Below are 22,323 nucleotides of genomic sequence, written 5' to 3' on the forward strand. Positions count from 1 at the left end.
CTCTGCGTCCATGAGTAGAGCGCCGAATGCCGACTTCGTCATGGAACGTCTTCTTCAGGAGGCCGGGCGGGAGTTTCCCGAGTGGTCCTTCGAACGCCATCGCTCCGGCTGGACCGCCACCCGCGACGAGACCCGGTTCACCAGACCCAGCCTGGCCGCCCTGCGCGCCATCCTCCGCGTGCACCGGACGGCCAGGAGAGGATGACGGCGACGCCGTCCGAGGGTGAAGGGCCGCTGCTGGGACGGCAACTCGACGTCCTGCGCACCACGTACCCGGCGTGGGAGATCGACTTCCGCGCCGATGCGCCCGCGACCACCCGGTGGACGGCCGTCCTGCGGCGACCGGTGACGGCGCGGCTGTCGGCCGGCGGGGTGCGGGCGCGGATCGGCTGCCAGGACGCCTTCACCCTCGCCTCCGCCCTCTCCCATCAGTGCTGCCTCCTGCACAACGGCCGGGCCGGCGCCTGACGGCCCGGCCCGCCGCGGACCGGGGGTCTCACAGGGTCGGCAGGAAGCCCACCTTGTCGCGGACCTGCGCCATCGTCTCCTTGGCCACCGCCGACGCCCGCCCGGCGCCGACCGCCAGCATGCGGTCGAGCTCCTTCTCATCGGCCAGCAGCTTCTCCGTACGCTCCCTGATCGGCGTGAACGTCTCGGCCACGGCCTCGGCGACGTCCTTCTTGAAGGTGCCGTAGCCCTGGCCCTCGTAACGGGCGACCAGTTCGGGGATGGGCGTGCCGGTCAGCGCCGACTGGATGCGCAGCAGGTTGGAGATGCCCGGCTTGTTCTCCTCGTCGAACAGCACCTCGGAACCGGTGTCCGTGACCGCCCGCATGACCTTCTTGCGCAGCGGCCCCGGCTGCTCCAGCACGTCGAGGATGCCCGCGGGGCTGGAGGAGGACTTCGACATCTTCGCCGTCGGGTCCTGGAGGTCGGTGATCTTCTCGACCTCCTTGAGGATGTACGGCTCGGGCAGCCTGAACGTGTCGCCGAAGCGGTGGTTGAAGCGCTGGCCCAGGTCGCGGGTGAGCTCGAGGTGCTGCTTCTGGTCGGCCCCCACCGGGACGCGGTCGGCCTGGTAGAGCAGGATGTCGGCGGCCTGGAGGATCGGGTAGGTGAACAGGCCGACGCTGGCCGCGCTCTCCCCGAACTTGGCCGACTTGTCCTTGAACTGCGTCATCCGGCCCGCCTCGCCCATGCCGGTGAGGCAGATCAGCACCCAGGCCAGCTCGGTGTGCTCGCGTACGTGCGACTGCACGAAGACGGTGGACCGCTCGGGGTCGAGCCCGGCGGCGAACAACTGCGCGGCGGCCACCCGGCTGCGCCGGCGCAGCGCGTCGGGCTCGGTCGGCACGGTGATCGCGTGCAGGTCGACCACGCAGTAGAAGGCGTCGTGAGTCTCCTGCATGGTGACCCACTGGCGGACCGCACCCAGGTAGTTGCCCAGGTGGAAGGAGTCCGCGGTGGGCTGGATGCCGGAGAGTACACGAGGTCTGGCCATAGCAGGCAATTGTGTCAGGAATCCTGCTCGGGGAGCGACTCGGCGGGCGCTCGGCGTTTCACTCTCACTCTCGCGATACGGCGGCCGTCCAGCTCGGTGACGGTCAGCTCGAAGCCGGAGAACTCCACCCGCTCCCCCATGTCCGGCACGTGGCCCAGCATGGCCATGACGAACCCGGCGAGCGTCTCGTAGGGGCCGTCGGGCAGGCGGATGCCGGTCTCGGTGGCGAAGTCGTTGAGGTTGGTCAGGCCGTCGATCTCGATCTCGCCGGCGGGCAGGACCACGACGTCCTCCTCGACGTCGTACTCGTCCCTGATGTCGCCGATCAGCTCCTCGACCAGGTCCTCCATGGTGACGATGCCGGCGGTGCCGCCGTACTCATCCACCACGATGGCCAGGTGCTGGCCCTCGGCGCGCATCTCGTTGAGCGTGGTGAGCAGGCGCTTGGAGGCGGGCACGAACTTGGCCGTCCTGATCGGCACGACCGCGCTGATCGGCTCGGTGCGCCCGATCAGCTCGGGGTCCAGCAGGTCGCGGACGTGTACGAAGCCGATGACCTCGTCGTAGGTGTCGCGGTAGACGGGGAAGCGCGAGTGCGGGAGCGTGGCGGCCAGGCGGGCGGCCTGGTCGAGCGGGGTGTCGGCCTCCATGAACTCCACCTCGGTACGCGGCAGCATCACCTCCCGGAGCTGCCGCTTGCCGGCGGCGAACACCTCGGCGATGAGCTTGCGCTCGTCGGCGGTCAGGTCGGTGTGGCCCACCACCATGTCGCGCAGTTCCTCGGTGGTGACCTCCTCGCGGTCGGCCTCCGGGTTGCCGCCGAGCAGCTTGACCACGCCGTCGGTGGACTTCGACAACGTCCAGATGATCGGGCGGGACAGGGCGGCGATGCGGTCGAGGAACGGCGCCACGAACAGCGACAGCCCTTCGGCCCGCTGCAGCGCCAGTCGCTTGGGGGCCAGCTCGCCCAGCACCAGCGACACGTACGAGATCGCCAGCGTGACCAGCACCAGCGACAGCACGGGCGTCACGGCCCGCGGCACCCCCACCAGCTCCAGCGCGGGCACGAGGTGGGTGGCCAGCCGGTCGGCGCCGAACGCGGCCGACAACATGGTGGCCACGGTCACGCCGATCTGCACGGCCGACAGGAACCGGTTGGGGTCGTGGGCCAGCTTGGCCACGCGCTCGCCGCGGCGGCCCTGCTTGGAGAGCTTGCGGACCTGGCTGTCCCGCAGGGAGACCATCGCGATTTCCGCGGCGGCGAAGAACCCCCCGATCAAGATGAACAGCAGGACCAGGGCGATGTTGGCCGCAAGGGTGTCAAACATTGTGGTTGGCAGCGTACTCGTCGGTTTTCCCGCGTATGCTGAACGGCAAGCCGTACAAAATCAAACATATTTCCACAGGAGTGAACATGAGGCTGCTGGTCACCGGAGGCGCCGGATACGTCGGCAGTGTCGTGTCGGCGCAGCTCATCGAGGCCGGACACGAGGTGACCGTACTCGACGACCTGTCAACCGGGCATGAGGACGCGGTGCCGCAGGGCGCCCGTTTCGTCCGTGCCGACATCACCGAGGCCGGCCAGGCGCTCGACGGCGTCCAGGCGGTGCTGCACTTCGCGGCCAAGTCGCTGGTGGGCGAGTCGGTGCAGCACCCGGAGCGGTACTGGGCCAACAACCTGGGCGGCACGCTGGGGCTGCTCGACGCCATGCGCGACAAGGGCGTGCACCGGATCGTGTTCTCCTCGACGGCGGCCACGTACGGGGAGCCGGAGCGCTCACCGATCGAGGAGGGCGACCCCACCCGGCCGACCAACCCGTACGGCGCCTCCAAGCTGGCCGTGGACACCGCGCTGAGCGCGTACGCCCGCCAGCGCGGCCTGGGCGCGGTGAGCCTGCGCTACTTCAACGTGGCCGGCGCGTACGGGCGCTACCGCGAGCGGCACGCGGTCGAGACCCACCTCATCCCCAACGTGCTGAAGGTGGCGACCGGCGAGCGCGAGTCGGTGAGCGTGTTCGGCACCGACTACCCCACGCCCGACGGCACCTGCGTGCGCGACTACATCCACGTCGCCGACCTGGCCAGGGCCCACCTGCTGGCACTCGACGCGGCCACCCCCGGCGAGCACCGCGTCTACAACCTGGGCAGCGGCACCGGCTTCTCCGTGCAGGAGGTGATCTCGGTCTGCCGCGAGGTCACCGGGCACGAGATCCCCGCCGTGGTCGGGGACAGGCGGCCCGGCGATCCGGCCGTCCTGGTCGCCTCCTCCGCCAGGATCCAGCGTGAGCTGGGCTGGAAGCCCGAGCGGGCGGCGCTGCGCGACATCGTTTCCGACGCCTGGGGAGCGCTTTCCGGGAAATGACCATGCGGAGCGGGAATGTGTGCTGTGATACCGAAATGTGAGGAGCTTTTCACCAAGGGTCACGAAGCTGATCTTCGGTGCCCTCATCGTGGTCTGCAGCGCGCTGGCCGCGGCGGGCGTCATCTTCGCCACCCCGGGGCCCGACCCCGCCATCCGGCCGACCTCCTGCCCCGAGGTGGTGCCCCCGTGAGCCGGCGGCCCGAACGCGCAACGCGCGCCCCCCGATCGAGCGGGCGGCGCGCGTTCACGAAGGCAGCGGGCGCGGGGCTCAGATGAGGCCCAGCTCCTTCACCGCCTGACGCTCCTCCTCCAGCTCGCGCACGCTGGCGTCGATGCGCTCGCGGGAGAAGGCGTCGATCTCGAGACCTTGGATGATCTCGAACTGGCCGCCCGCCGCCCGCACCGGGAACGACGAGATGAGGCCCTCGGGCACGCCGTAGGAGCCGTCGGAGACCACGGCCGCGGACGTCCAGTCGGTGCCGTTGACCCAGTCGTGGACGTGGTCGATCGCGGCGTTGGCGGCCGAGGCCGCCGAGGAGGCGCCGCGGGCCTCGATGATGGCGGCCCCGCGCTTGGCCACCGTCGGGATGAACGTGCCGCTCAGCCACTCGGTGTCGACCTGCTCGGCTGCGATCTTGCCGCCCACCTCGGCGTGGAACAGGTCGGGGTACTGCGTGGCGGAGTGGTTGCCCCAGATCGTCATCTTCTTGATCTCGGCGACCGGGACCTGCAGCTTGGCGGCGAGCTGGGACAGCGCGCGGTTGTGGTCGAGCCTGGTCATCGCGGTGAAGCGGTCGGCCGGCACGTCGGGCGCGTGCTGCTGGGCGATGAGCGCGTTGGTGTTGGCCGGGTTGCCCACGACCAGCACCCTGATGTCGTCGGCCGCGTGGTCGTTGATGGCCTTGCCCTGCGGGCCGAAGATGCCGCCGTTGGCGCCGAGCAGGTCGCCGCGCTCCATGCCGGCCTTGCGCGGCATCGCGCCGACCAGCAGCGCGACGTTGGCGCCGGCGAAGGCGACATTGGGGTCATCGGTGATCTCGATGCCGGACAGCAGCGGGAACGCGCAGTCGTCCAGCTCCATCGCGGTGCCCTCGGCCGCCTTGACCGCCCCCGGGACCTCCAGCAGGCTGAGCTTGACCGGCACGTCGGCGCCGAGCAACTGCCCCGACGCGATGCGGAACAGCAATGCGTAGCCGATCTGGCCGGCGGCTCCGGTGACGGTCACCTTGACGGGCACAGTGGCTGACGACGCCATGGCCTTCCCCTAACTCGCAGCGAAATTCGGTTGACCTTGGGGATGTTACCCGCTCGTCATCAGCAGGTTTCCATCGCGGGCACCTTCAGCTCCGCATCGAAGGCGACCTTCGAGAAATGCCTGGTCAGAAGCTGCTCGACGGCGCCCTTGGCGTAGAGATCGGCGATCACGGCCTGCACCGCGCGGCAGGTGCGCACGTCGCCGCTCCTGATGCCGACCGCGTAACGCTCGTTGGTGAGCTTGGCCCCGAGGATCTTGTAGCGCAGGTTCTCCCTGGCCGCGAACCCGGCGAGGATCAGGTCGTCGCCCGGCACCGCGTCCACCTTCCCGCTCCTGAGCATGTCCATGCAGACCGCGTAGTCGCTGGCCGCGACCGGCTCGACCGCCACCCGGTCCTGGACCTTGCCGACCGACGAGTTGTCCGGCGCGCAGATCCGCCTGCCCTTCAGGTCCGCGATCTTCTCGATGCCGCTGCCCGCGCGGACCAGCAGATCCTGGTGGGCCAGGTAGTACGGCCCCGCGAAGCGCGTCTCGCTCTTGTCGATCGAGTACGTGGCCACCACCAGGTCCACCCGGCCGTCCGCGAGCGCGTCGTCGCGCTCCTCCCTGGCGACCCAGATCAACTCCGTCTGCCTGGCCCCCAGCTCCGTCGCGAGCCGCTGGGCGATATCGATCTCGAAGCCCTGGAAGGCGTTGCCGTTCTGCAGCCCGACGCCCGGCAGGTCGCCCTTCACGCCGATCACGATCTTGCCGGTGCGCGCCACCTTGTCCACCACGGTGGCGAAGCTGGTGGCGGGCTCTGGCTCGCGGGTCGGCTCGACCTGGCCTGTTCCGCCGAAGAACGTCAGGCGCTCCAGGCCGCCGTCGGTCACCAGCGCGATCGCCGCCGCGGCGATCAGCGCGACGGCGACGAGCAGCGCCGGCCATACCTTCGCCCGCCTGCGCCGCTCGGGCACGATCGGCTCGGCCGCCGGGTACGGCGGCGGCGCGCCCCCGTCCGGCGGGGCCGTGCCGGAGTGCTGCCCCACGCCCGCCGCCGGAGCCGTCATGGCCGTCCGTCCGGCCGCGGATCCGGTCGGGGGCCCCGTCGCGGGTCCGGTCGCGGGTCCGGTCGCGGGTCCGGTCGCGGGTCCGGTCGCGGGTCCTGTCACCGGCGCCTGAGCCGGTCCTGTCATCGGGCCCGGCGTGCCCGTGGTGCGGTGGTGGCCCTGCGCACCGGAGCCACCCGTCTGGCCCGCCGCCGTGGCGCCACCCTGCGGCGGGGACGGCACCGGCGAGGCGCCGGTCTTGCGTCCCGGCTGGTCGGTGATGGATCCGGCCGACACCCGGATGAACGGCGTGGTGTCGTCGCCGGCCACCTGCACGCCCTTGGTGAGCACCGCGGTGGAGGCCCCCACCGAGGACGACTGCCCCAGCAGGCGCAGCAGGATCTGGTCGGCGGACGGCCGCTCGGCCGGCGACTTGGCCAGCGCCTCGCGCACCACACCGCGCAACGGCTCGTCCAGCATGCTGACGTCGACCTCGTGGTTGAGGATGCGGTTGAGCACGGTGGCGATGGACTTGCCCTCGAAGACCACCTGGCCGGTCGCCGCGAAGGCGATGGTCGCCCCCCACGAGAAGACGTCGGTGTAGGGCCCGATGTCGTCGCCGGCGATCTGCTCGGGGGCCATGTAGGCGGGGGTGCCGATGGCGCGGCTGGTGATCGTGCCGGTGGAGTCGATGATCCGGGCGATGCCGAAGTCCACCACGCGCGGCCCGTCGGCGGCGATGAGCACGTTGTCGGGCTTGAAGTCGCGGTGCACGATCGAGGCGTGGTGGATGGCGGTGAGCGCGGTGGCGGTGCCGATGGCCAGTCGGTCGAGGACCGTGCCGGTGAGCGGCCCGTCGGTCTCGACGATCTCCCGCAGCGGACGTCCGTCGATGTACTCGCTGGCGATGTAGGGCGTGTCGCCGTCGAGGTCGGCCTCCATCACGCGGGCGGTGCAGAACGACGCCACCCGCTGCGCCGCCTTCAGCTCCCGCGCGAAGCGCGACCTGGCGATGGTGTCACCGCTGAACTTGACGTGCAGCAGCTTGATCGCGGCCCGCTCGCCCTTGTCGTCGACCCCCAGATAGACGATGCCCTGGCCACCTTCCCCGACCCGTCCGGACAGCCGGAAGGACCCCAGCTCGGTGGGATCGCCGGCGACCAGCGGCGAGATTTGCGGCATTCGTCATCCCCACGTGTACAGAACCCCATCGACGCAAACTTTACGACGCTCAGCAACTTCTCAGGGATCGCTTAAGGTTTGGCTACGTCACGATTCAGGTCTTCCACGCCACGCGCGCGCGATGCCTTGCGCCCGAACGCCATCCGGTGAAGCCTCGAGACCATGGATCGCCCCTATGACATCGTGCTGTTCGGCGCGAGCGGGTTCACCGGCGCGCTGACCGCCGCCTACCTCGCCAGGGCGGCCGGCCCCGGCACCCGCTGGGCGCTGGCCGGGCGCGACCGGGCCAAGCTGGAGCGGCTCGGACTCGACGTGCCGATCCTGGTCGCCGACGCCGCCGACGCGGCCTCGCTCGCGGCGCTCGCCCGCCAGACCCGCGTCCTGGCCACCACGGTCGGCCCGTACGTGCTGCGCGGCGAGCCGCTCGTCGCCGCCTGCGCCGACGCGGGCACCCACTACCTGGACCTCACGGGAGAGCCGGAGTTCGTGGACCGCGTGTACGTCCACTACCACGACCGGGCGCTCGGCAGCGGCGCGAAGCTCGTGCACGCCTGCGGTTTCGACTCGATCCCGTACGACCTCGGCGTCCTGTTCACCGTCACCCGGCTGCCCGAGGACGTCCCGCTGAAGGTCAGCGGCTTCCTGCGGGGTGACGGACGCCCGTCCGGTGGCACGACGGCCACCCTGCTGACCGCCGCCGGCCGCGCCCGCAAGACCGCCGAGCAGGCCGCCCGGCGTCGCTCCGCCGAGCCCGTGCCCGCGGGCCGCACGGTCAGCGCGCTGCCGGGCGGGCTGCGTCACGTGGGCGGCTGGGCGCTGCCCATGCCCACCCTCGACCCGCGCATCGTCGGCTACTCCGCCCGTCTGCTCGACCGCTACGGCCCGGACTTCACCTACCGCCAGCACTACGCGGTGCGCACCCTGCCGCGGGCGCTCGCCACGGTGGCGGGCGCGGGCGCGGTCGTCGCGCTGGCCCAGGTCCCGCCGGCGCGGCGCTGGCTGCAGGGCCGGATCCGGCCCGGGGAGGGGCCGTCACCGGCGCGGCGGGCCAGGAGCTGGTTCAAGGTCACGTTCCTGGGCGAGGGCGGCGGCGAGCGGGTGGTCACGGAGGTCTCCGGCGGCGACCCGGGCTACGACGAGACCGCCAAGATGCTCGCGGAGTCGGCGCTGTGCCTGGCCTTCGACGACGTCCCCGAACGCGCGGGCCAGCTCACCACCGCCTCGGCCATGGGACAGCCGCTCATCGACCGCCTGCACCGCGCCGGGATCACCTTCGACCGGAGATCCTGACGGTCCCTCCTCGCGATCGGCCGGCCGTCAGTAGGGCAGGCTCCAGTTCGCGAAGGACTTGCGCAGGTACGGCGTCTTGTACTTCGGATAGGCGACCGTGCTCACGTCCCCGTCGGAGGTGTAGCGCATGTCCGGGTTCTTCTGCAGCCAGTCGAGCCAGGCCTCCGAGCAGAACTGGGCGCAGTCGCCCTTCTTCTCCATGGCCTTGATCCGCGGGATCCCCGCCGCGTCGAACGACTTGCTGAACGGCGCCGGCGCGGGCGTGTACCCGGCCAGGAACGCGCCCTTGTGCTTGTACTGCTTGCCGTGCAGCGCCCAGTCCTTCTTGGTCGGCTGGTTGCCGTAGGGCAGGGCGATCGTCGTCGGGTCGGTGAAGGAGAGCGAGCTGATGGTCTTGCCGATCGAGCCGATCTGCTCCTCGACCTCCTTCTGCGAGCGGCCCCGCAGGTTGAGGTGGTCGCGCGTGTGGTTGCCGATCTCGAAGCCGTTGTCCTTGAGCCAGAGCAGCGCCTGCGCCTGCTCCTCGCGCACGGTCTTGCCGAACATGTCACGCGTGACGAAGAAGGTGGCCTTCGGCTTCCAGCCCGGGTGCGCCGCGGCGACCTCCTTGAGGATGGCGATCGCGGTGTCCTTCTGCGGGACGCCCATCTCGTTCAGGGTGAGCTGTGATGGAGATGAGTCGTCGAAGGTCAGCACCACGGGATGTTTCCCGGCCGGGATGTCGATCTTGCCGGCCGCGTAGTCGCCGGCGCTGACCGGCACGTAGTTCTCCTTGATCAGGCGTTCCAGATCCCTCCTGAACTGCTGCGGCGACCTGTCGTCGGTCGTCTGCGGCTTGGGCACGATGCGGTGCCACATGAGCACCGGGATCTGGCCCAGCTCGTTCGCCTTGACGTTGGCCGCGTTCTTGAGCTTGGCGGCCTTGGCCGCCTTGAGCCTGGCAGCGGCGTCCACCTTGGTCTCAGCCAGCTTGGTGGTCTCCGGCTGTGAGTCGCAGCCCGTCAGGATCGCGGCGGCGGTGAGCGCCCCCAGCCCACACAGAAAACGCAGTCGCATCCGAACCCCCCGAAACGCGTACGACTGTTCTGAGCTGCCTCATACCCATGTGATCAACAGCGCCACGCCGCCCTGCGCGTCAAGACATGGGAAAGGGCCGCCCGGACGCGCCATGAACCGAAAAGGGCCGCTCCACGGGGAAGCGGCCCTCAGCGTGTGGGGGAAGAACGGCGATCAAGCCATCTTCTTCTTGAGGTTCTCGTCGAGCGCGGCGAGGAAGTCCTGGGTGGTGAGCCACTTGGCGTCGCCGCCGACCAGGAGCGCGAGGTCCTTGGTCATCTGGCCGCCCTCGACGGTCTCGATGCAGACCTGCTCCAGCTTGCCGGCGAACTCGCTCACCGCGGGGGTGTTGTCGAGCTTGCCGCGGTGGGCCAGGCCACGCGTCCACGCGAAGATCGAGGCGATCGGGTTGGTGGAGGTGGGCTTGCCCTGCTGGTGCTGGCGGTAGTGGCGGGTCACGGTGCCGTGCGCGGCCTCGGCCTCGACGGTCTGGCCGTCGGGGGTCATCAGGACCGAGGTCATCAGGCCGAGCGAGCCGAAGCCCTGGGCGACCGTGTCGGACTGGACGTCGCCGTCGTAGTTCTTCGCGGCCCAGACGTAGCCGCCCTCCCACTTGAGCGCCGCGGCGACCATGTCGTCGATGAGGCGGTGCTCGTAGGTCAGGCCGGCCTGCTCGAACTCGCTCTTGAACTCGCTCTCGTAGACCTCGGCGAAGATGTCCTTGAAGCGGCCGTCGTACGCCTTGAGGATCGTGTTCTTGGTCGAGAGGTAGACCGGGTAGTTGCGGTTCAGGCCGTAGCGCATCGACGCGCGGGCGAAGTCGCGGATCGACTCGTCGAGGTTGTACATCGCCATCGCGACGCCACCGCCGGGGAAGTCGTACACGTCGAGCTCGATCGGCTCGGAGCCGTCCTTCGGCGTGTACGTCAGCGTCAGTGTGCCCTCGCCGGGGATCTTCAGGTCGGTGGCGCGGTACTGGTCGCCGAAGGCGTGACGGCCGACGACGATCGGCTTGGTCCAGCCCGGCACGAGCCGCGGCACGTTCGACATGATGATCGGCTCGCGGAAGATGACGCCGCCGAGGATGTTGCGGATGGTCCCGTTGGGGGACTTCCACATCTTCTTGAGTCCGAACTCCTCGACCCGCGCCTCGTCAGGGGTGATGGTGGCGCATTTCACACCGACGCCGTACTTCTTGATGGCGTTGGCGGCGTCGATGGTGACCTGGTCGTCCGTGGCGTCGCGGTACTCGATGCCGAGGTCGTAGTACTTCAGGTCGACGTCGAGGTAGGGAAGGATCAACTGGTCCTTGATGAACTGCCAGATGATCCGGGTCATCTCGTCGCCGTCAAGCTCGACGACGGGGCCCTCCACCTTGATCTTGGGCATGCGAATGGTTCCCCTTCAATGAATTGATGCGTTGAGGCTATCGGACCGTCCGGTCACGGTGCGAAAAGGGAGAGGATGAGCGCTTTCAGCTCGTTGTTGTAGAGCAGCAGCGAGGTCAGGACCAGCACGAATCCGAACACGGACAGCGTGATGACGTCGTTCCTCTTGCTCCGCAGCGCGAGCTGGCCGCCGTACCCGGCGAAACGCAGCGCGGCGCCGACCATGATGGCGGCGCCCAGTACGAACCCGCCCCAGCGCGGGTTCACGAGCAGAATCACGAGCACGCCGACGACCGCGCCCGCCAGGATCAGCGGGTACGGCCCCCAGCTCTCGTGTTCGGTCCTCTGTTGGCTCAACGCTCCTCTATCGGCTTCCACTTCTGGTCGGTCTCACCGATGTACTCACTGTCGGGGCGGATCAGCCTGTTGTCGGCGTGCTGCTCGATGACGTGAGCGGTCCAGCCGGACATGCGGCTGATGGAGAAGACCGGCGTGAACAGGTCAGTCGGAATGCCAAGGTAGTGGTAAACCGACGCCGCGTAGAAATCGACGTTCGGGAAGAGGCCCTTCGTCTCGAGGACGACCTCCTCCATCTCCCTGGACATCCGGTAGTAGGTGTCGTCGCCGGTGGCCTCGCCCAGCTCGGCGGACATCCTGCGCAGATGCGTGGCGCGCGGGTCCTCGGTCTTGTAGACGCGGTGGCCGAAGCCCATGATCTTCTCGCCGGCGGCGAGCTTGTCGCGTACGGCCTGCGCCACACCTGACGGCGACAGCGACTCCAGGGTCTTCATGACCTGCTCGTTCGCCCCGCCGTGCAGCGGGCCCTTGAGGGTGCCGATGGCGGCGACGATGGCGGAGTGCATGTCCGACAGGGTCGCGGCGCAGACGCGGGCGGCGAAGGTGGAGGCGTTCATGGTGTGGTCGGCGTGCAGCACCAGGCACTCGTCGAGGATCTCGACCTCGCGCTGTGCGGGGGTGCGGCCGGTGATCTGGAGCAGGAAGTTCGCGGCGATGCTCAGCGACGGGTCCGCCTCGGGGACCTCGGAGCCGGTGCGGGCGGCGTGGTAGCGGGCGACGAGCAGCGGCTGCTGGGCGACCAGCCGGGCCGCCTTGCGCAGGTTGGCGTCGGGGGCGATGGAGCTCTTGTCCGGGTCGTCGGCGCCTGCCAGTGAGACCAGCGAGCGCAGCGCCTCCATGGGTTTCTGCTTCTCGGCGATCTCGGCGATGTTCGCGGACACGAGGGCGCCCAGTTCCCGGCCCTGAGCGAGTTCGGCGCGGTAGGCGCCCAGCTCGGAGCGGGAGGGCAGCTTGCCACGCTGGAGCAGGTGCGCGGTCTCCTCGAACGTCGCGCGGCCGGCCAGGTCGTGGATGTCGTATCCACGGTAGAAGAGGCGACCGGCCTTTCCGTCGATGTCACTCAGCGCTGTGGACGCCGCTACGACATCGGCCAGACCTTTCGTGGGCTTGTCCGCCATGAGTGTTTCCTCCGCTTATCCTGGCCCGAAGTCTACCCGTGAGCAGGTAAAACCGGCCGCAAAGCCCCAAACCAATTTCACGCCGGATTCTCCTTTCGGCAAAGGAGATTCCGCATCCCCTCGGTTGGGTAAGCCGGAGCTGTAGTAATAGTTACGGCGGGCTACCTGGGGAGGAACTGCCGTGGAGGGGCCGTTCATACGCATCGAGGACACTGGCGAGGTGGTCCCGTTGCGCCCCGAGATCACGACGGTCGGAAGGGGCCGGGGCGCAGACATCCGGCTCACCGATCCCAGCGTGTCTCGACTCCATGCCGAGTTCGTCAGACGAGGACCCTACCTGTATGTCGTCGACCTGGGGTTGTCCAGGAACGGCACACGGGTGAACGGCAGGCCGATCGCCCGGAGGGTGCTCGACGACGGCGACGTCGTCTCCTTCGGCGCGGCGCGGGGTCGCATCGGTGGAGTCCCCCGAGAGGACTTCACCCCTGAGGTCGAACTGCGCAGGGCTGCCGCGCCCGAGCTGACCAGACGCGAGGTCGATGTGCTGACCTCGCTCTGCCGGCCGGCGCTGTCCGACGAGGCGTTCGTCGCTCCGGCGACGGCACGTGAGATCGCCGACGACCTGGTCGTGACCGAGGCCGCGGTCAAGCAGCATCTGCTGCGGCTGTACCAGAAGTTCAGGATTCCCGAGGGCACCAACCGGCGCACCCGGCTGGCCAACGAGGTCGTCGCGCTCGGTCTGGTGCGCCCGACCCCGGTGGTTCCGCCACAACGGGCGTCGGGAACCTCCGCCGAGCAGCCGTCGGCTGCCGGGCGAAGGGCCTCGTGACGGGTCCGCACCAGGGCTTCTGAGATCGCGACCGGAACTACGGCGAGGGGTTCCGGCAGCATCGGAACCTTCCGCCCCATCCGTGCCGGTCCTCCGGCACGGATCCGAGCAGCGGCGCGCACCTGAGGGGCGCACGCCGGGCTCGTCACCGGTCAGGAAAACGGCCGGCGACGCGCGCAGGCGTAGCACGCCCTCAGAGCACGTTCAGCTCATCCGGCAGATCGGTCCGGGGCGGCGCCCTCACACCACCCGGAAGCCGTTGCTCGGCTTGCTGGTCCGGTTCGCCCGGTCCACCGCCACCGCGTAGTAGTGGTCGCCGCGCTTGCCGTCGGGGTCGGTCCAGCGGACCTGCCGGTCGCCGGGCACGACCGCGACCAGGTTGCGCGCGTCGGCGAAGGCGGCGGCGTCCGCGTGCCGGTCGGAGCGGAAGATCGCGAACAGGAACGGCTCGTCCCGGCCCGTGGCGACCGCCCGTACCTCGACGCCGCCCGGGCGGCGCAGCGCGTACGCCACCACCGGCCGGCGCGGCGGTTCCCCGTCGGCCAGCCTGGGCAGCACGGGAGCGAGCGCGGGCCGCACGTAGTGATCCTTGACCGCGGTGGAGATGGAGCCGAGCCGGTCCACCTTGACGTCGTTGGCGTTGTACCAGATGTCGCCGCCGATCTCGGGGTGCGCCCGGTTCAGCGTCAGGTGCTTGGACAGCTCGTCCGGGACCTGCCACTCGGCGGCCTGCGCGGGGTCGCCGGCCTTGTACGCGGCCTGCCCGATCCACAGCAGCGTGCCGGTGCCGCTCGCCACGTCCGACCACCAGGGCACGAGCTTGGAGTAGTCGGCCGGCGGCTGCCCGATGTACCAGTAGAGCTGCGGCGCGATGTAGTCCAGCCAGCCCTTCTTGACCCAGCCCCGGGTGTCGGCGTGCAGGTTGTCGTAGGACTGCCCGCCGCTGGTCTCGGAGCCGAGCGGGTCGGTGCCCTTGTTGCGCCAGATGCCGGAGGGGCTGATGCCCCAGGCGATCTCCGGCTTGGCCGCCAGCACGCGCTGCTGCATCTCCCGCACCATGAGATCGACGTTGTCGCGCCGCCAGGCGGCCAGGTCGGGGAAGCCGGCGCCGTACTTGGCGAACTCCTCGGCGTCGTCGAAGGCCGTGGTGTTGGTCGGGTAGAAGTAGTCGTCGAAGTGCAGGCCGTCGATGTCGTAGCGGGTGACCGCGTCCATCATCGCGTCCTGGCAGAACTTGCGGACCTCCGGGATGCCCGGGTTGTAGTACAGCTTGCCGCCGAACGGCAGGATCCACTCGGGGTTGCGCCGTCCGGGGTGGTCGGGGTGGAGCTGGGCCGGGTCGGCCTGCATCGAGACGCGGTACGGGTTGAACCAGGCGTGGAAGGCCAGGCCGCGCTTGTGCGTCTCCTCGACCGCGAACCCGAGGGGGTCGTAGCCGGGGTCCTTGCCCTGCGTGCCGGACAGGTACTGTGACCACGGCTCGAACGGCGACGGCCAGAACGCGTCGGCCGTCGGCCTGATCTGCACGAACACGGAGTTGAGCTTGCGTTGGACGGCCACGTCCAGCCAGGCGAGGTACTCGGCCTTCTGCTCGTCGGCGCTCAGACCGGGCTTGGACGGCCAGTTGATGTTGACCACGGACGCGATCCACATGCCGCGCATCTGGCGCAGCGGCGGGATCTGGTCCGCCTGCGGGGAGGCGGAGAGGGCGAACGCGGGCATCGGGACGGCGGTGGCTGCGGCGGCGAGGGCGAGGCCCTTCAGGAGAGTCCTGCGGCTGTGCATGGGGGGGGTGGCCTCTCGGAGGTGGTTGTATCGAAGCCGACAATGACAGAAAATTACCTTCAGATCAACAACTGTGAAGGAAAATGCCGATGAGCGGTGACCTGGACAGACTGGCGATGACGGCGCTGCACCCAGGGTTCGACGGGACCTCCGTCCCCGACTGGTTGCGCCGTGCGCTGGACGAGGGACTCGGCGGGGTGGTGCTGTTCGCCCGCAACGCCGTGGACGGCCGGCTCGTCCGGCAGATCCGCGCCGGAAACCCCGATGCGGTGATCGCCATCGACGAGGAGGGCGGCACGGTCACCCGGCTGGAGGTCGCGGCCGGCAGCTCCTTCCCCGGCAACCGGGCGCTGGGCGTCGTGGACGACGTGGCGCTCACCGAACAGGTGGGCCGCCAGATCGGCCGGATGCTCGCCGACCTCGACATCACCCTCGACTACGCCCCCTCCGCCGACGTGAACGCCAACCCGGCCAACCCGGTCATCGGCGTACGCTCGTTCGGGCCGACGCCGGAGCTGGTCGCCCGGCACACCGTCGCGTACGTGCGCGGCGTGCAGGGCGCGGGCGTGGCCGCGTGCGCCAAGCACTTTCCCGGCCACGGGGACACCGTCACCGACTCCCACCTGGCGCTGCCCACCGTGCACGCCGCGCGCGAGGTGCTCGCCGAGCGCGACCTGCCGCCGTTCCGGGCCGCGATCGAGGCCGGGGTGCGCTCGATCATGTCCGGCCACCTGCTCGTGCCCGCGCTCGACCCGTCGCTGCCGGCGACGCTGAGCCGTACCGTCCTGACCGAGCTGCTGAGGGGCGAGCTCGGCTTCGACGGGATGCTCGTCACCGACGCGATCGAGATGCAGGCGGTGGCCGCCATGTTCACCCCCGGCGAGATCGCCGTGCGCGCGCTCGCCGCGGGTGTGGACGCCATCTGCGTCGGGCTGACCACGGAGGACGGCCTGCGCGAGCTGCGCGAGGCCGTCGTGGCCGCCGTCCGCGCGGGCCGGCTGCCCGAGGAGCGGCTCGCGGAGGCCGCCGCGCGGGTGCGGGCGCTGTCCGGCTGGTACGCGGGCCAGGCGCAGGCACGCGCGCAGGCCCACGACGACGTGGACGAGGGCGTGGGCCTGCGTGCCGCCCGCGCCGCGCTGAGCACGACCGGGACCGCCGGGCTCGACCGCGCGCCGCTGGTCGTCGAGGTCAACACCCGGCTCAGCCAGGCCGTGGACCCCGCCGTGCGGACCGGCGTCGCGGCCGCGCTGGCCGCCCTGTTGCCGGACACGGCCGGCGTGCGGCTGGGCCCCGGCGGCGATCTGCCCGCGTTCGACGACCGGCCGGTGGTGCTGGTCGTGCACGACGCCGCCCGGCACGACTGGGTGCGCGACGTCGTGGCCAAGGCCCTCGCGGTGCGGCCCGACGCGATCGTGGTGGACACCGGCATACCCGCCCCGCCGGAAGGGGCCACACACGTCGCCACCCACGGCATCTCCCGGGTGTCGGCGCAGGCGGCGGCGGAATGGCTGGTCCAGTGAGCGTCGAACCCGCGAACCCCGTCGCGGCCGTACGCGCCGTGCTGCCCTCGCTGACGCCGGCGGCGCAGTCCATCGCCCGGCTCATCCTGGACGACCCCCGCGTGGTCGTGCGCAGCACGATCACCGAGTTCAGCTCGGTGTCCGGGACGAGCGAGGCGACGATCGTGCGCACGGCCCGTGCGCTGGGCTTCTCCGGCTACTCGCAGCTCCGCTTCGCGCTGGCGGCGGCCGTGGCCAAGGAGCCCGAGCGGCTGGTGCCCGGCGACCTCGCGCCCGACGACCCGCTCACCGACGTGATCGCCAAGGTCGCGCGGGCCGAGTCCGAGGCGCTCGCCGACACCGCTGCCCAGCTCGACCCCGTCCAGCTCGCCGAGGTCGTCTCGGCGATCTCGGAGGCGCGGCGGGTGGACGTGTACGGGGTGGCGGCGTCCGGGCTGGTGGCCGCGGACATGTCGCAGAAGCTGCTGCGGATCGGGCTGTCCAGCCACCCGTTCAGCGACGCCCACCTGGCGCTGACCAGCGCGGCGCTGCTGCGTCCCGGGGACGTGGCGGTGGCGATCAGTTGCAGCGGGGAGACGCCCGACGTGTTGGTGCCCGCCCGGACGGCGGCCGAGGCGGGGGCGCAGGTCGTGGGGATCACGAACAACCCGCGATCGTCGCTGGCCGAGCTGGCCGATCACACGCTGGTGTCGGCGGGGCGCGAGACCGCGTTCCGGCCGGGCGCGCTGGCCAGCCGGATCAGCCAGTTGCTGATCGTGGACGTGCTGTTCGTCGGGCTGGCCCAGCGTCGCTACGACACCGCCGACGCCGCCATCCGCGCCACCCGCCAGGCCACCGACCGCTACCGGGCGCGCTGACCGGGTGTCTCCCGCCGGGTGTGTCCCGTCAGGGGTGGGGGGTGGCGACCGAGGCCAGGTCGGACTCGATCCGGGCGGCGGTGGCCAGCAGCGGCGGCAGCAGGTCGCGGTGCACGGCCTGCACGCTCGTACGGGTGGCGTGGGTCGAGACGTTGACCGCCGCCACTGTACGGCCCAGCCGGTCGCGGATCGGGGCGGCGATCGAGCGCAGCCCCTCCTCCAGCTCCTGGTCCACCATCGCCCAGCCGCGCGCCCGTACCTCGTCCAGTTCGGCGCGCAACGCCGCGGGCAGCACGATCGTGCGGGAGGTGAGCCGGCGCAGACCGGCCCGTGACAGGTACGCCTCCAGTTCCTCCTGAGGCAGCCCCGCCAGCAGCACCCGCCCCATCGACGTGCAGTAGGCCGGGAAGCGGGTGCCGATGCTGATGCTCACGCGCATGATCCGGGCGGTGGCCACGCGTGCCACGTACACCACGTCCTCGCCGTCCAGGACCGCCACCGAGGCCGACTCGCGCAGTTCGGCCGCCAGCCGTTCGAGGTGCGGGTCGGCCACCTCGGGCAGCGACAGGCTGGACAGGTAGGCGTACCCGAGTTCCAGCACCCGCGGGGTGAGCGCGAACAGCCGGCCGTCGTTGCGCACGTATCCGAGGTCGGTCAGCGTGATCAGGAACCGCCTGGCCGCCGCCCTGCTGAGCCCGGTGGCGCGGGCCACCTGACTGAGCGTCAGCTCAGGCTCGGCGGCGCTGAACGCCCGGATCACCGCGAGCCCGCGGGCGAGCGACTGCACATGATCGACCATGGGTGATCCCCTTGACAGGAGCCGACAAAAGCGTAGCTTCCGCGATACGGGGTTGTTCGGTCAGAGAATACATGTGCGCATCGCGAACAGAAAGAGGAGCCAGCCGTGCGTCGCGCTCTCGTGATCCTCACCGCTGCACTGCTCGTGACCGCCTGCGGCGGCACGCAGAACGCGGCGTCCACCCAAGGCTCAGGGCTGTCCAAGGTCAACGCCGGTGTGATCGCCATCGTCGACACCGCGCCGATCCATCTGGGCAAGGCCAAGGGCTTCTTCACCGAGCAGAAGATCGACCTCACCATCACGCCCGTCCAGGGCGGCGCGGCGGCCATCTCCGGCGCGGTGAGCGGTCAGTTCCAGTTCGCCTTCGCCAACGTGACATCGCTGCTGACCGCCAAGCAGCAGGGCCTGGACGTGAAGGTGGTCGCCAACGGCGTCTCCTCCACCGGGCAGCAGGGCAAGGACTTCAGCGCGGTGCTGGTCAAGCCCGACAGCCCGATCAAGGCGCCCAAGGACCTGGCGGGCAAGAAGATCTCCGTCAACCAGCTCAAGAACATCGGCGACACGACCGTGCGCGCCTCGGTGCGCAACGCCGGCGGCGACCCGACCGGCATCGAGTTCGTCGAACTGCCCTTCCCCGACGCGCCGGCCGCGCTGCAGAGCGGCCGGGTGGACGCCATCTGGGTGGTGGAGCCGTTCGTCAGCCAGGCCGTCAGCCAGGGCGCCCGTCCGGTGGCCTGGAACTTCGCCGACGCCGCCGACGACCTGACCGTGGCCATGTACTTCACCACCGGCAGGACCGACCCCGACCTGACCGGCCGGTTCACGGCGGCGCTGCGCAAGTCGCTGGAGTACGCCGACGCCCATCCCGACGAGGTGCGCGAGGCGCTGAAGACGTACACGAAGATCGCCCCCGAGGTGATCGCCAAGATCTACCTGCCGAAGTGGCCGGCGGAGGTGAACAAGGCGTCCGTCCAGACCATCGCCGACCTCGCGGCGGCGGACGGCGTGCTCAAGGAGAAGATCGACGTGTCGACGCTGATGCCGTGACCCGGCGCGACGGTTGGCTGTCCAGACTGGGGTACGGCGCCGCCGGGCTCGGCGGCCTGCTGCTGCTGATCGAGGCCGTGCCCCGGCTCGGCCTGGTGGACGGGCGGTTCCTGCCGCCCGCCTCCGAGATCCTCGCCACGCTGGCCACCCAGCTCGGCACACCCGAGCTGTGGGTCGCGCTGGGCGAGACCCTGCGCGGCTGGGCGATCGGGCTGGCGCTGGCGTTCGGCGCGGCGGTCGTGCTCGGCGTGGTCATCGGGATCGTGCCGGGGCTGCGCGCGCTGACGAACTCGACCGTCGAGTTCCTGCGGCCCATCCCGTCGGTGGCGCTGGTGCCGCTGGCCACGCTGCTGTTCGGCCCCTCGCTGGGCTCGACGCTGATGCTGGTCGTCTACGCGGCGTTCTGGCAGGTGCTCATCCAGGTCCTGTACGGCGTGGCGGCCGTGGACCCGGTCGCCTTCGACACCGCCAGGTCGTACGGGCTGTCGGCCTGGTCACGGGTGCGGCACCTGGTGTGGCCGAGCGCGCTGCCGTACGTGATGACCGGGCTGCGGCTGGCGGCGGCGGTGGCGTTCATCCTGGCGGTGACGGCCGAACTGGTCATCGGCAGCCCCGGGCTGGGGGCCGAGATCCAGGTGGCGCAGAGCAGCGGCGCGGTGTCCTCCGTGTACGCGCTGATCGTGGTGGCCGGGCTGGTCGGCATCGCGGTGAACGCCGCCGTGCGGCTGCTGGAGCGCCGGGTGCTGGCCTGGCATCCGGCCGTGCGTTCGGAGGTGGCGGCGTGACGGCGTCCGGTCCGCTGAAGGTGCTCAGGGCGCTGGCGATGCCCGCGCTGCTGGTGCTGGCGTGGTGGGCGGTCAGCGGGAGCACGTTCTACCTGCCGAGCCCCGCCGCCGTGGCGCGGGCGTTCGCCGAGACGTGGCTGTCGGAGCGGCTCGTGGACGACGTGCTGCCCAGCGCGGGCCGGCTGCTGGCCGGGTACGCGCTGGCCGGGCTGCTCGGCGTGGGCCTGGGCGTGCCGATCGGGCTGTCGCGGCGGCTGCGCGCCACGCTGGAGCCGGTGCTGGAGTTCTTCAGGGCCGTCCCGCCGCCCGTGCTGGTGCCGCTGATCATGCTGCTGGCCGGGATCGACACCCCGATGAAGGTGCTGGTCATCGTCTCGGGCTGCGTGTGGCCCGTGCTGCTCAACACCGTGGAGGGCGTGCGGGCGCTGGACGGGGTGCTCGCCGACACCTGCCGCATGTACGGCGTCCGGGGCGTCGCGCGGCTGCGCCGGTTCGTGCTCCCCGGGGCCGCCCCGCAGATCATGGCCGGGCTGCGGCAGGCGCTGTCCATCGGGATCATCCTCATGGTCATCAGCGAGATGTTCGCCAGCTCCAGCGGGCTGGGGTTCACGATCGTGCTGTTCCAGCGGCAGTTCCAGATCGCCGAGATGTGGAGCGGGATCCTCCTGCTCGGGCTGCTCGGGCTGGTGCTGTCGCTGCTCTTCCGCCGCGTGGAGCGGTGGGTGCTGGCCTGGTACTACGGCAGTGGAGCCGCCCGTGCTTGAGATCTCCGAGTTGCACAAGGTCTATGTGAGCCCGGGACGCCGGGTCGAGGCGATCGGCTCGGTCACGCTCAGCGTCGGCGCGGGCGAGCTGGTCTGCGTGGTCGGCCCTTCGGGCTGCGGCAAGACGACGCTGCTGCGCTGCGTGGCCGGGCTGCTGCCGGCCAGCGGCGGCGAGGTGCGGGTGAACGGCGTGCCCGTGACCGGGCCGCCGCCGCGCATGGCCGTCGTCTTCCAGGAGTACGGCCGCAGCCTGTTCCCGTGGATGACCGTGCGCCAGAACGTGGAGCTGCCGCTGAAGGAGAAACGGGTGCCGGCGGCGCGGCGGCGCGAGCTGGTGGCCGGCTCGCTGGAGTCGGTCGGGCTCTCCGACGCCGCCGGCGCGCATCCGTGGCAACTGTCCGGCGGCATGCAGCAGCGGGTGGCGATCGCCCGCGCGGTGGCGTACGAGCCGGAGGTGCTGCTGATGGACGAGCCGTTCGCCGCCGTGGACGCCCAGACCAGGGCGGACCTGGAGGACCTGATCCTGCGGTTGTGGCGGGACTCCCGGATCACCACGCTGTTCGTCACCCACGACATCGACGAGGCCGTCTACCTGGGCCAGCGGGTCGTGGTGCTGTCCTCGTCGCCGACCACGGTCATGGAGGACCTGAAGATCGACCTGCCCGCCGGGCGGGACCAGCTCACGACCCGGTCGCTGCCCCGCTTCGGGGAGTTGCGCGGGCACGTGTACCGGCAGATCCAGCGGGCGAGGGGGCACGGTGCGGACCGTTAGGGACGCGGTCTTCGACGTCCTGCGGCGCTGCGGGCTGACCACGATCTTCGCCAACCCCGGCTCCACCGAGGTGTCGCTGCTCACCGGGCTGCCGGACGACCTGCGGTTCGTGCTGGCCCTGCACGAGGGCTCCGTGGTCGGCATGGCCACCGGGTGGGCGATCGGGCGCGGGGCGCCCGCGCTGGCCGTCCTGCACACCACGGCCGGGCTGGGCAACGCGGTCGGGGCCATCGCCACCGCCAGGGAGAACCGGGTGCCGCTGGTGATCCTCGTCGGGCAGCAGGACCGCCGGCACCTGGCGCTGGAGCCGTTCCTGGCCGGGCGGCTGTCCGGGCTGGCCGGCGAGTACCCGGTGCGGGTCGATCAGCCGGTGCGGGCGCAGGACGTGCCGGGCGCGGTGGCCAGGGCCTGGCACGAGGCGACCACGTTCGGGGGGCCGGCGCTGGTCGTGGTGCCGATGGACGACTGGGAGGCGCCCTTCGGCGAGGAGACCATGGCCGCGCCCGCGCGGCTGGTACGGCCATCCGGCGTGGCCGACGCCGACCTCGCGCCGCTGGTGGAGCTGCTGGCCGGGGCGCGCAGGCCGGGCGTCGTGGCGGGCGCGGGCGTCGTCGGTGGTGGTGGTGGT

General features: G+C 70.8%; 23 protein-coding genes. 13 read left to right on the top strand and 10 right to left on the bottom strand.

Annotated features, from left to right (window positions below; all coding sequences use genetic code 11):
- The first annotated feature begins 10 nt into the window (after positions 1–10).
- Together FAF44_RS25640 and FAF44_RS25645 are read left to right on the top strand one after the other, a co-directional pair.
- Positions 11–205 (top strand): hypothetical protein, encoded by a 195-nt coding sequence (locus FAF44_RS25640; RefSeq protein WP_237105807.1) that lies wholly within the window; start codon positions 11–13, stop codon positions 203–205.
- Complete coding sequence (locus tag FAF44_RS25645) at positions 202–468, top strand: hypothetical protein (RefSeq protein WP_237105808.1); 267 nt, start codon at positions 202–204, stop codon at positions 466–468. The genes FAF44_RS25640 and FAF44_RS25645 overlap by 4 nt, the downstream gene beginning before the upstream one ends.
- Before the next feature lie 28 nt (positions 469–496).
- On the opposite strand, the gene trpS is transcribed toward FAF44_RS25645, so the two are convergent.
- Both trpS and FAF44_RS25655 read right to left on the bottom strand, forming a co-directional pair.
- Positions 497–1,501 (bottom strand): tryptophan--tRNA ligase, encoded by a 1,005-nt coding sequence (gene trpS / locus FAF44_RS25650; RefSeq protein WP_237105809.1) that lies wholly within the window; start codon positions 1,499–1,501, stop codon positions 497–499.
- 14 nt (positions 1,502–1,515) lie between these two features.
- On the bottom strand, positions 1,516–2,829 hold the full coding sequence (locus FAF44_RS25655) for a hemolysin family protein (RefSeq protein WP_237105810.1): 1,314 nt from the start codon (positions 2,827–2,829) through the stop codon (positions 1,516–1,518).
- A gap of 86 nt (positions 2,830–2,915) precedes the next feature.
- On the opposite strand from FAF44_RS25655, the gene galE reads away from it, so the two are divergent.
- Together galE and FAF44_RS25665 are read left to right on the top strand one after the other, a co-directional pair.
- Positions 2,916–3,863: a UDP-glucose 4-epimerase GalE gene (gene galE, locus FAF44_RS25660; protein ID WP_237105811.1), complete on the top strand. Its 948-nt coding sequence runs from the start codon at positions 2,916–2,918 to the stop codon at positions 3,861–3,863.
- A 37-nt stretch (positions 3,864–3,900) separates the two neighbouring features.
- Entirely contained in the window at positions 3,901–4,053 is a 153-nt protein-coding gene (locus tag FAF44_RS25665; RefSeq protein ID WP_237105812.1) for a hypothetical protein, read from the top strand.
- Between the two features lie 78 nt (positions 4,054–4,131).
- On the opposite strand, the gene FAF44_RS25670 is transcribed toward FAF44_RS25665, so the two are convergent.
- On the bottom strand, positions 4,132–5,118 hold the full coding sequence (locus FAF44_RS25670; RefSeq protein ID WP_237105813.1) for a malate dehydrogenase: 987 nt from the start codon (positions 5,116–5,118) through the stop codon (positions 4,132–4,134).
- Between the two features lie 59 nt (positions 5,119–5,177).
- Complete coding sequence (locus FAF44_RS25675) at positions 5,178–7,328, bottom strand: serine/threonine-protein kinase (protein WP_237105814.1); 2,151 nt, start codon at positions 7,326–7,328, stop codon at positions 5,178–5,180.
- A 162-nt stretch (positions 7,329–7,490) separates the two neighbouring features.
- On the opposite strand from FAF44_RS25675, the gene FAF44_RS25680 reads away from it, so the two are divergent.
- Positions 7,491–8,618, top strand: a complete 1,128-nt coding sequence (locus tag FAF44_RS25680) for a trans-acting enoyl reductase family protein (protein WP_237105815.1) — start codon at positions 7,491–7,493, stop codon at positions 8,616–8,618.
- Positions 8,619–8,645: 27 nt separating this feature from the next.
- On the opposite strand, the gene FAF44_RS25685 is transcribed toward FAF44_RS25680, so the two are convergent.
- The 4 genes from FAF44_RS25685 to FAF44_RS25700 all read right to left on the bottom strand — a co-directional run bounded on the left by FAF44_RS25685 (position 8,646) and on the right by FAF44_RS25700 (position 12,537).
- On the bottom strand, positions 8,646–9,674 hold the full coding sequence (locus FAF44_RS25685) for a polysaccharide deacetylase family protein (RefSeq protein WP_237105816.1): 1,029 nt from the start codon (positions 9,672–9,674) through the stop codon (positions 8,646–8,648).
- A 174-nt stretch (positions 9,675–9,848) separates the two neighbouring features.
- A complete protein-coding gene (locus FAF44_RS25690) occupies positions 9,849–11,063 on the bottom strand; it encodes an NADP-dependent isocitrate dehydrogenase (RefSeq protein WP_237105817.1) in 1,215 nt (404 codons plus the stop codon).
- 53 nt (positions 11,064–11,116) lie between these two features.
- A complete protein-coding gene (locus tag FAF44_RS25695; protein WP_237105818.1) occupies positions 11,117–11,419 on the bottom strand; it encodes a DUF3017 domain-containing protein in 303 nt (100 codons plus the stop codon).
- Positions 11,416–12,537 carry a citrate/2-methylcitrate synthase gene (locus FAF44_RS25700; RefSeq protein WP_237105819.1) on the bottom strand — a complete coding sequence of 374 codons (1,122 nt, stop codon included), beginning with the start codon at positions 12,535–12,537 and terminating at the stop codon, positions 11,416–11,418. The genes FAF44_RS25695 and FAF44_RS25700 overlap by 4 nt, the downstream gene beginning before the upstream one ends.
- A 181-nt stretch (positions 12,538–12,718) precedes the next feature.
- Between FAF44_RS25700 and FAF44_RS25705 the strand changes: the two genes are divergently transcribed.
- The gene (locus FAF44_RS25705) at positions 12,719–13,366 is read left to right on the top strand and encodes an FHA domain-containing protein (protein WP_237105820.1); all 648 of its coding nucleotides are present in this window, start codon (positions 12,719–12,721) and stop codon (positions 13,364–13,366) included.
- Positions 13,367–13,606: 240 nt separating this feature from the next.
- Here the strand turns inward: FAF44_RS25705 and FAF44_RS25710 are convergent, their stop codons facing one another.
- Positions 13,607–15,151 carry a glycoside hydrolase family 10 protein gene (locus tag FAF44_RS25710; protein ID WP_237105821.1) on the bottom strand — a complete coding sequence of 515 codons (1,545 nt, stop codon included), beginning with the start codon at positions 15,149–15,151 and terminating at the stop codon, positions 13,607–13,609.
- An 89-nt stretch (positions 15,152–15,240) separates the two neighbouring features.
- Here FAF44_RS25710 and FAF44_RS25715 point away from each other — a divergent pair, with 89 nt between their 5' ends.
- Together FAF44_RS25715 and FAF44_RS25720 are read left to right on the top strand one after the other, a co-directional pair.
- Positions 15,241–16,671 (top strand): glycoside hydrolase family 3 protein, encoded by a 1,431-nt coding sequence (locus FAF44_RS25715; protein ID WP_237105822.1) that lies wholly within the window; start codon positions 15,241–15,243, stop codon positions 16,669–16,671.
- Complete coding sequence (locus FAF44_RS25720; RefSeq protein ID WP_237105823.1) at positions 16,668–17,528, top strand: MurR/RpiR family transcriptional regulator; 861 nt, start codon at positions 16,668–16,670, stop codon at positions 17,526–17,528. The genes FAF44_RS25715 and FAF44_RS25720 overlap by 4 nt, the downstream gene beginning before the upstream one ends.
- A gap of 28 nt (positions 17,529–17,556) precedes the next feature.
- Here the strand turns inward: FAF44_RS25720 and FAF44_RS25725 are convergent, their stop codons facing one another.
- Positions 17,557–18,327 carry an IclR family transcriptional regulator C-terminal domain-containing protein gene (locus tag FAF44_RS25725; protein ID WP_237105824.1) on the bottom strand — a complete coding sequence of 257 codons (771 nt, stop codon included), beginning with the start codon at positions 18,325–18,327 and terminating at the stop codon, positions 17,557–17,559.
- Between the two features lie 105 nt (positions 18,328–18,432).
- Here FAF44_RS25725 and FAF44_RS25730 point away from each other — a divergent pair, with 105 nt between their 5' ends.
- From FAF44_RS25730 to FAF44_RS25750, 5 genes are all read left to right on the top strand, one after another.
- Positions 18,433–19,374 (top strand): ABC transporter substrate-binding protein, encoded by a 942-nt coding sequence (locus tag FAF44_RS25730; RefSeq protein WP_237105825.1) that lies wholly within the window; start codon positions 18,433–18,435, stop codon positions 19,372–19,374.
- Positions 19,371–20,159 (top strand): ABC transporter permease, encoded by a 789-nt coding sequence (locus FAF44_RS25735; RefSeq protein WP_237105826.1) that lies wholly within the window; start codon positions 19,371–19,373, stop codon positions 20,157–20,159. Before FAF44_RS25730 ends, FAF44_RS25735 begins: the two co-directional genes overlap by 4 nt.
- 38 nt (positions 20,160–20,197) lie before the next feature.
- Positions 20,198–20,923 carry an ABC transporter permease gene (locus tag FAF44_RS25740; protein ID WP_237105828.1) on the top strand — a complete coding sequence of 242 codons (726 nt, stop codon included), beginning with the start codon at positions 20,198–20,200 and terminating at the stop codon, positions 20,921–20,923.
- Positions 20,916–21,695: an ABC transporter ATP-binding protein gene (locus FAF44_RS25745; protein WP_237105827.1), complete on the top strand. Its 780-nt coding sequence runs from the start codon at positions 20,916–20,918 to the stop codon at positions 21,693–21,695. The genes FAF44_RS25740 and FAF44_RS25745 overlap by 8 nt, the downstream gene beginning before the upstream one ends.
- Positions 21,682–22,323 (top strand): thiamine pyrophosphate-binding protein (locus tag FAF44_RS25750; RefSeq protein WP_308193373.1); only part of this gene is annotated, 642 nt, incomplete at its 3' end. The genes FAF44_RS25745 and FAF44_RS25750, both read left to right, overlap by 14 nt.

Source organism: Nonomuraea sp. MG754425 (assembly GCF_021699195.1).
Lineage (GTDB): Bacteria > Actinomycetota > Actinomycetes > Streptosporangiales > Streptosporangiaceae > Nonomuraea.

What these genes read in the sequence shown, in the direction of transcription:
- FAF44_RS25655 (WP_237105810.1), bottom strand. Translation starts at nt 2,829, where the DNA reads ATGTTTGACACCCTTGCGGCCAACATCGCCCTGGTCCTGCTGTTCATC.
- FAF44_RS25700 (WP_237105819.1), bottom strand. Translation starts at nt 12,537, where the DNA reads ATGGCGGACAAGCCCACGAAAGGTCTGGCCGATGTCGTAGCGGCGTCC.
- trpS (WP_237105809.1), bottom strand. Translation starts at nt 1,501, where the DNA reads ATGGCCAGACCTCGTGTACTCTCCGGCATCCAGCCCACCGCGGACTCC.
- FAF44_RS25725 (WP_237105824.1), bottom strand. Translation starts at nt 18,327, where the DNA reads ATGGTCGATCATGTGCAGTCGCTCGCCCGCGGGCTCGCGGTGATCCGG.
- FAF44_RS25680 (WP_237105815.1), top strand. Translation starts at nt 7,491, where the DNA reads ATGGATCGCCCCTATGACATCGTGCTGTTCGGCGCGAGCGGGTTCACC.
- FAF44_RS25685 (WP_237105816.1), bottom strand. Translation starts at nt 9,674, where the DNA reads ATGCGACTGCGTTTTCTGTGTGGGCTGGGGGCGCTCACCGCCGCCGCG.
- FAF44_RS25640 (WP_237105807.1), top strand. Translation starts at nt 11, where the DNA reads ATGAGTAGAGCGCCGAATGCCGACTTCGTCATGGAACGTCTTCTTCAG.
- FAF44_RS25670 (WP_237105813.1), bottom strand. Translation starts at nt 5,118, where the DNA reads ATGGCGTCGTCAGCCACTGTGCCCGTCAAGGTGACCGTCACCGGAGCC.
- FAF44_RS25675 (WP_237105814.1), bottom strand. Translation starts at nt 7,328, where the DNA reads ATGCCGCAAATCTCGCCGCTGGTCGCCGGCGATCCCACCGAGCTGGGG.
- FAF44_RS25645 (WP_237105808.1), top strand. Translation starts at nt 202, where the DNA reads ATGACGGCGACGCCGTCCGAGGGTGAAGGGCCGCTGCTGGGACGGCAA.
- FAF44_RS25715 (WP_237105822.1), top strand. Translation starts at nt 15,241, where the DNA reads ATGAGCGGTGACCTGGACAGACTGGCGATGACGGCGCTGCACCCAGGG.
- galE (WP_237105811.1), top strand. Translation starts at nt 2,916, where the DNA reads ATGAGGCTGCTGGTCACCGGAGGCGCCGGATACGTCGGCAGTGTCGTG.
- FAF44_RS25740 (WP_237105828.1), top strand. Translation starts at nt 20,198, where the DNA reads ATGCCCGCGCTGCTGGTGCTGGCGTGGTGGGCGGTCAGCGGGAGCACG.
- FAF44_RS25710 (WP_237105821.1), bottom strand. Translation starts at nt 15,151, where the DNA reads ATGCACAGCCGCAGGACTCTCCTGAAGGGCCTCGCCCTCGCCGCCGCA.
- FAF44_RS25690 (WP_237105817.1), bottom strand. Translation starts at nt 11,063, where the DNA reads ATGCCCAAGATCAAGGTGGAGGGCCCCGTCGTCGAGCTTGACGGCGAC.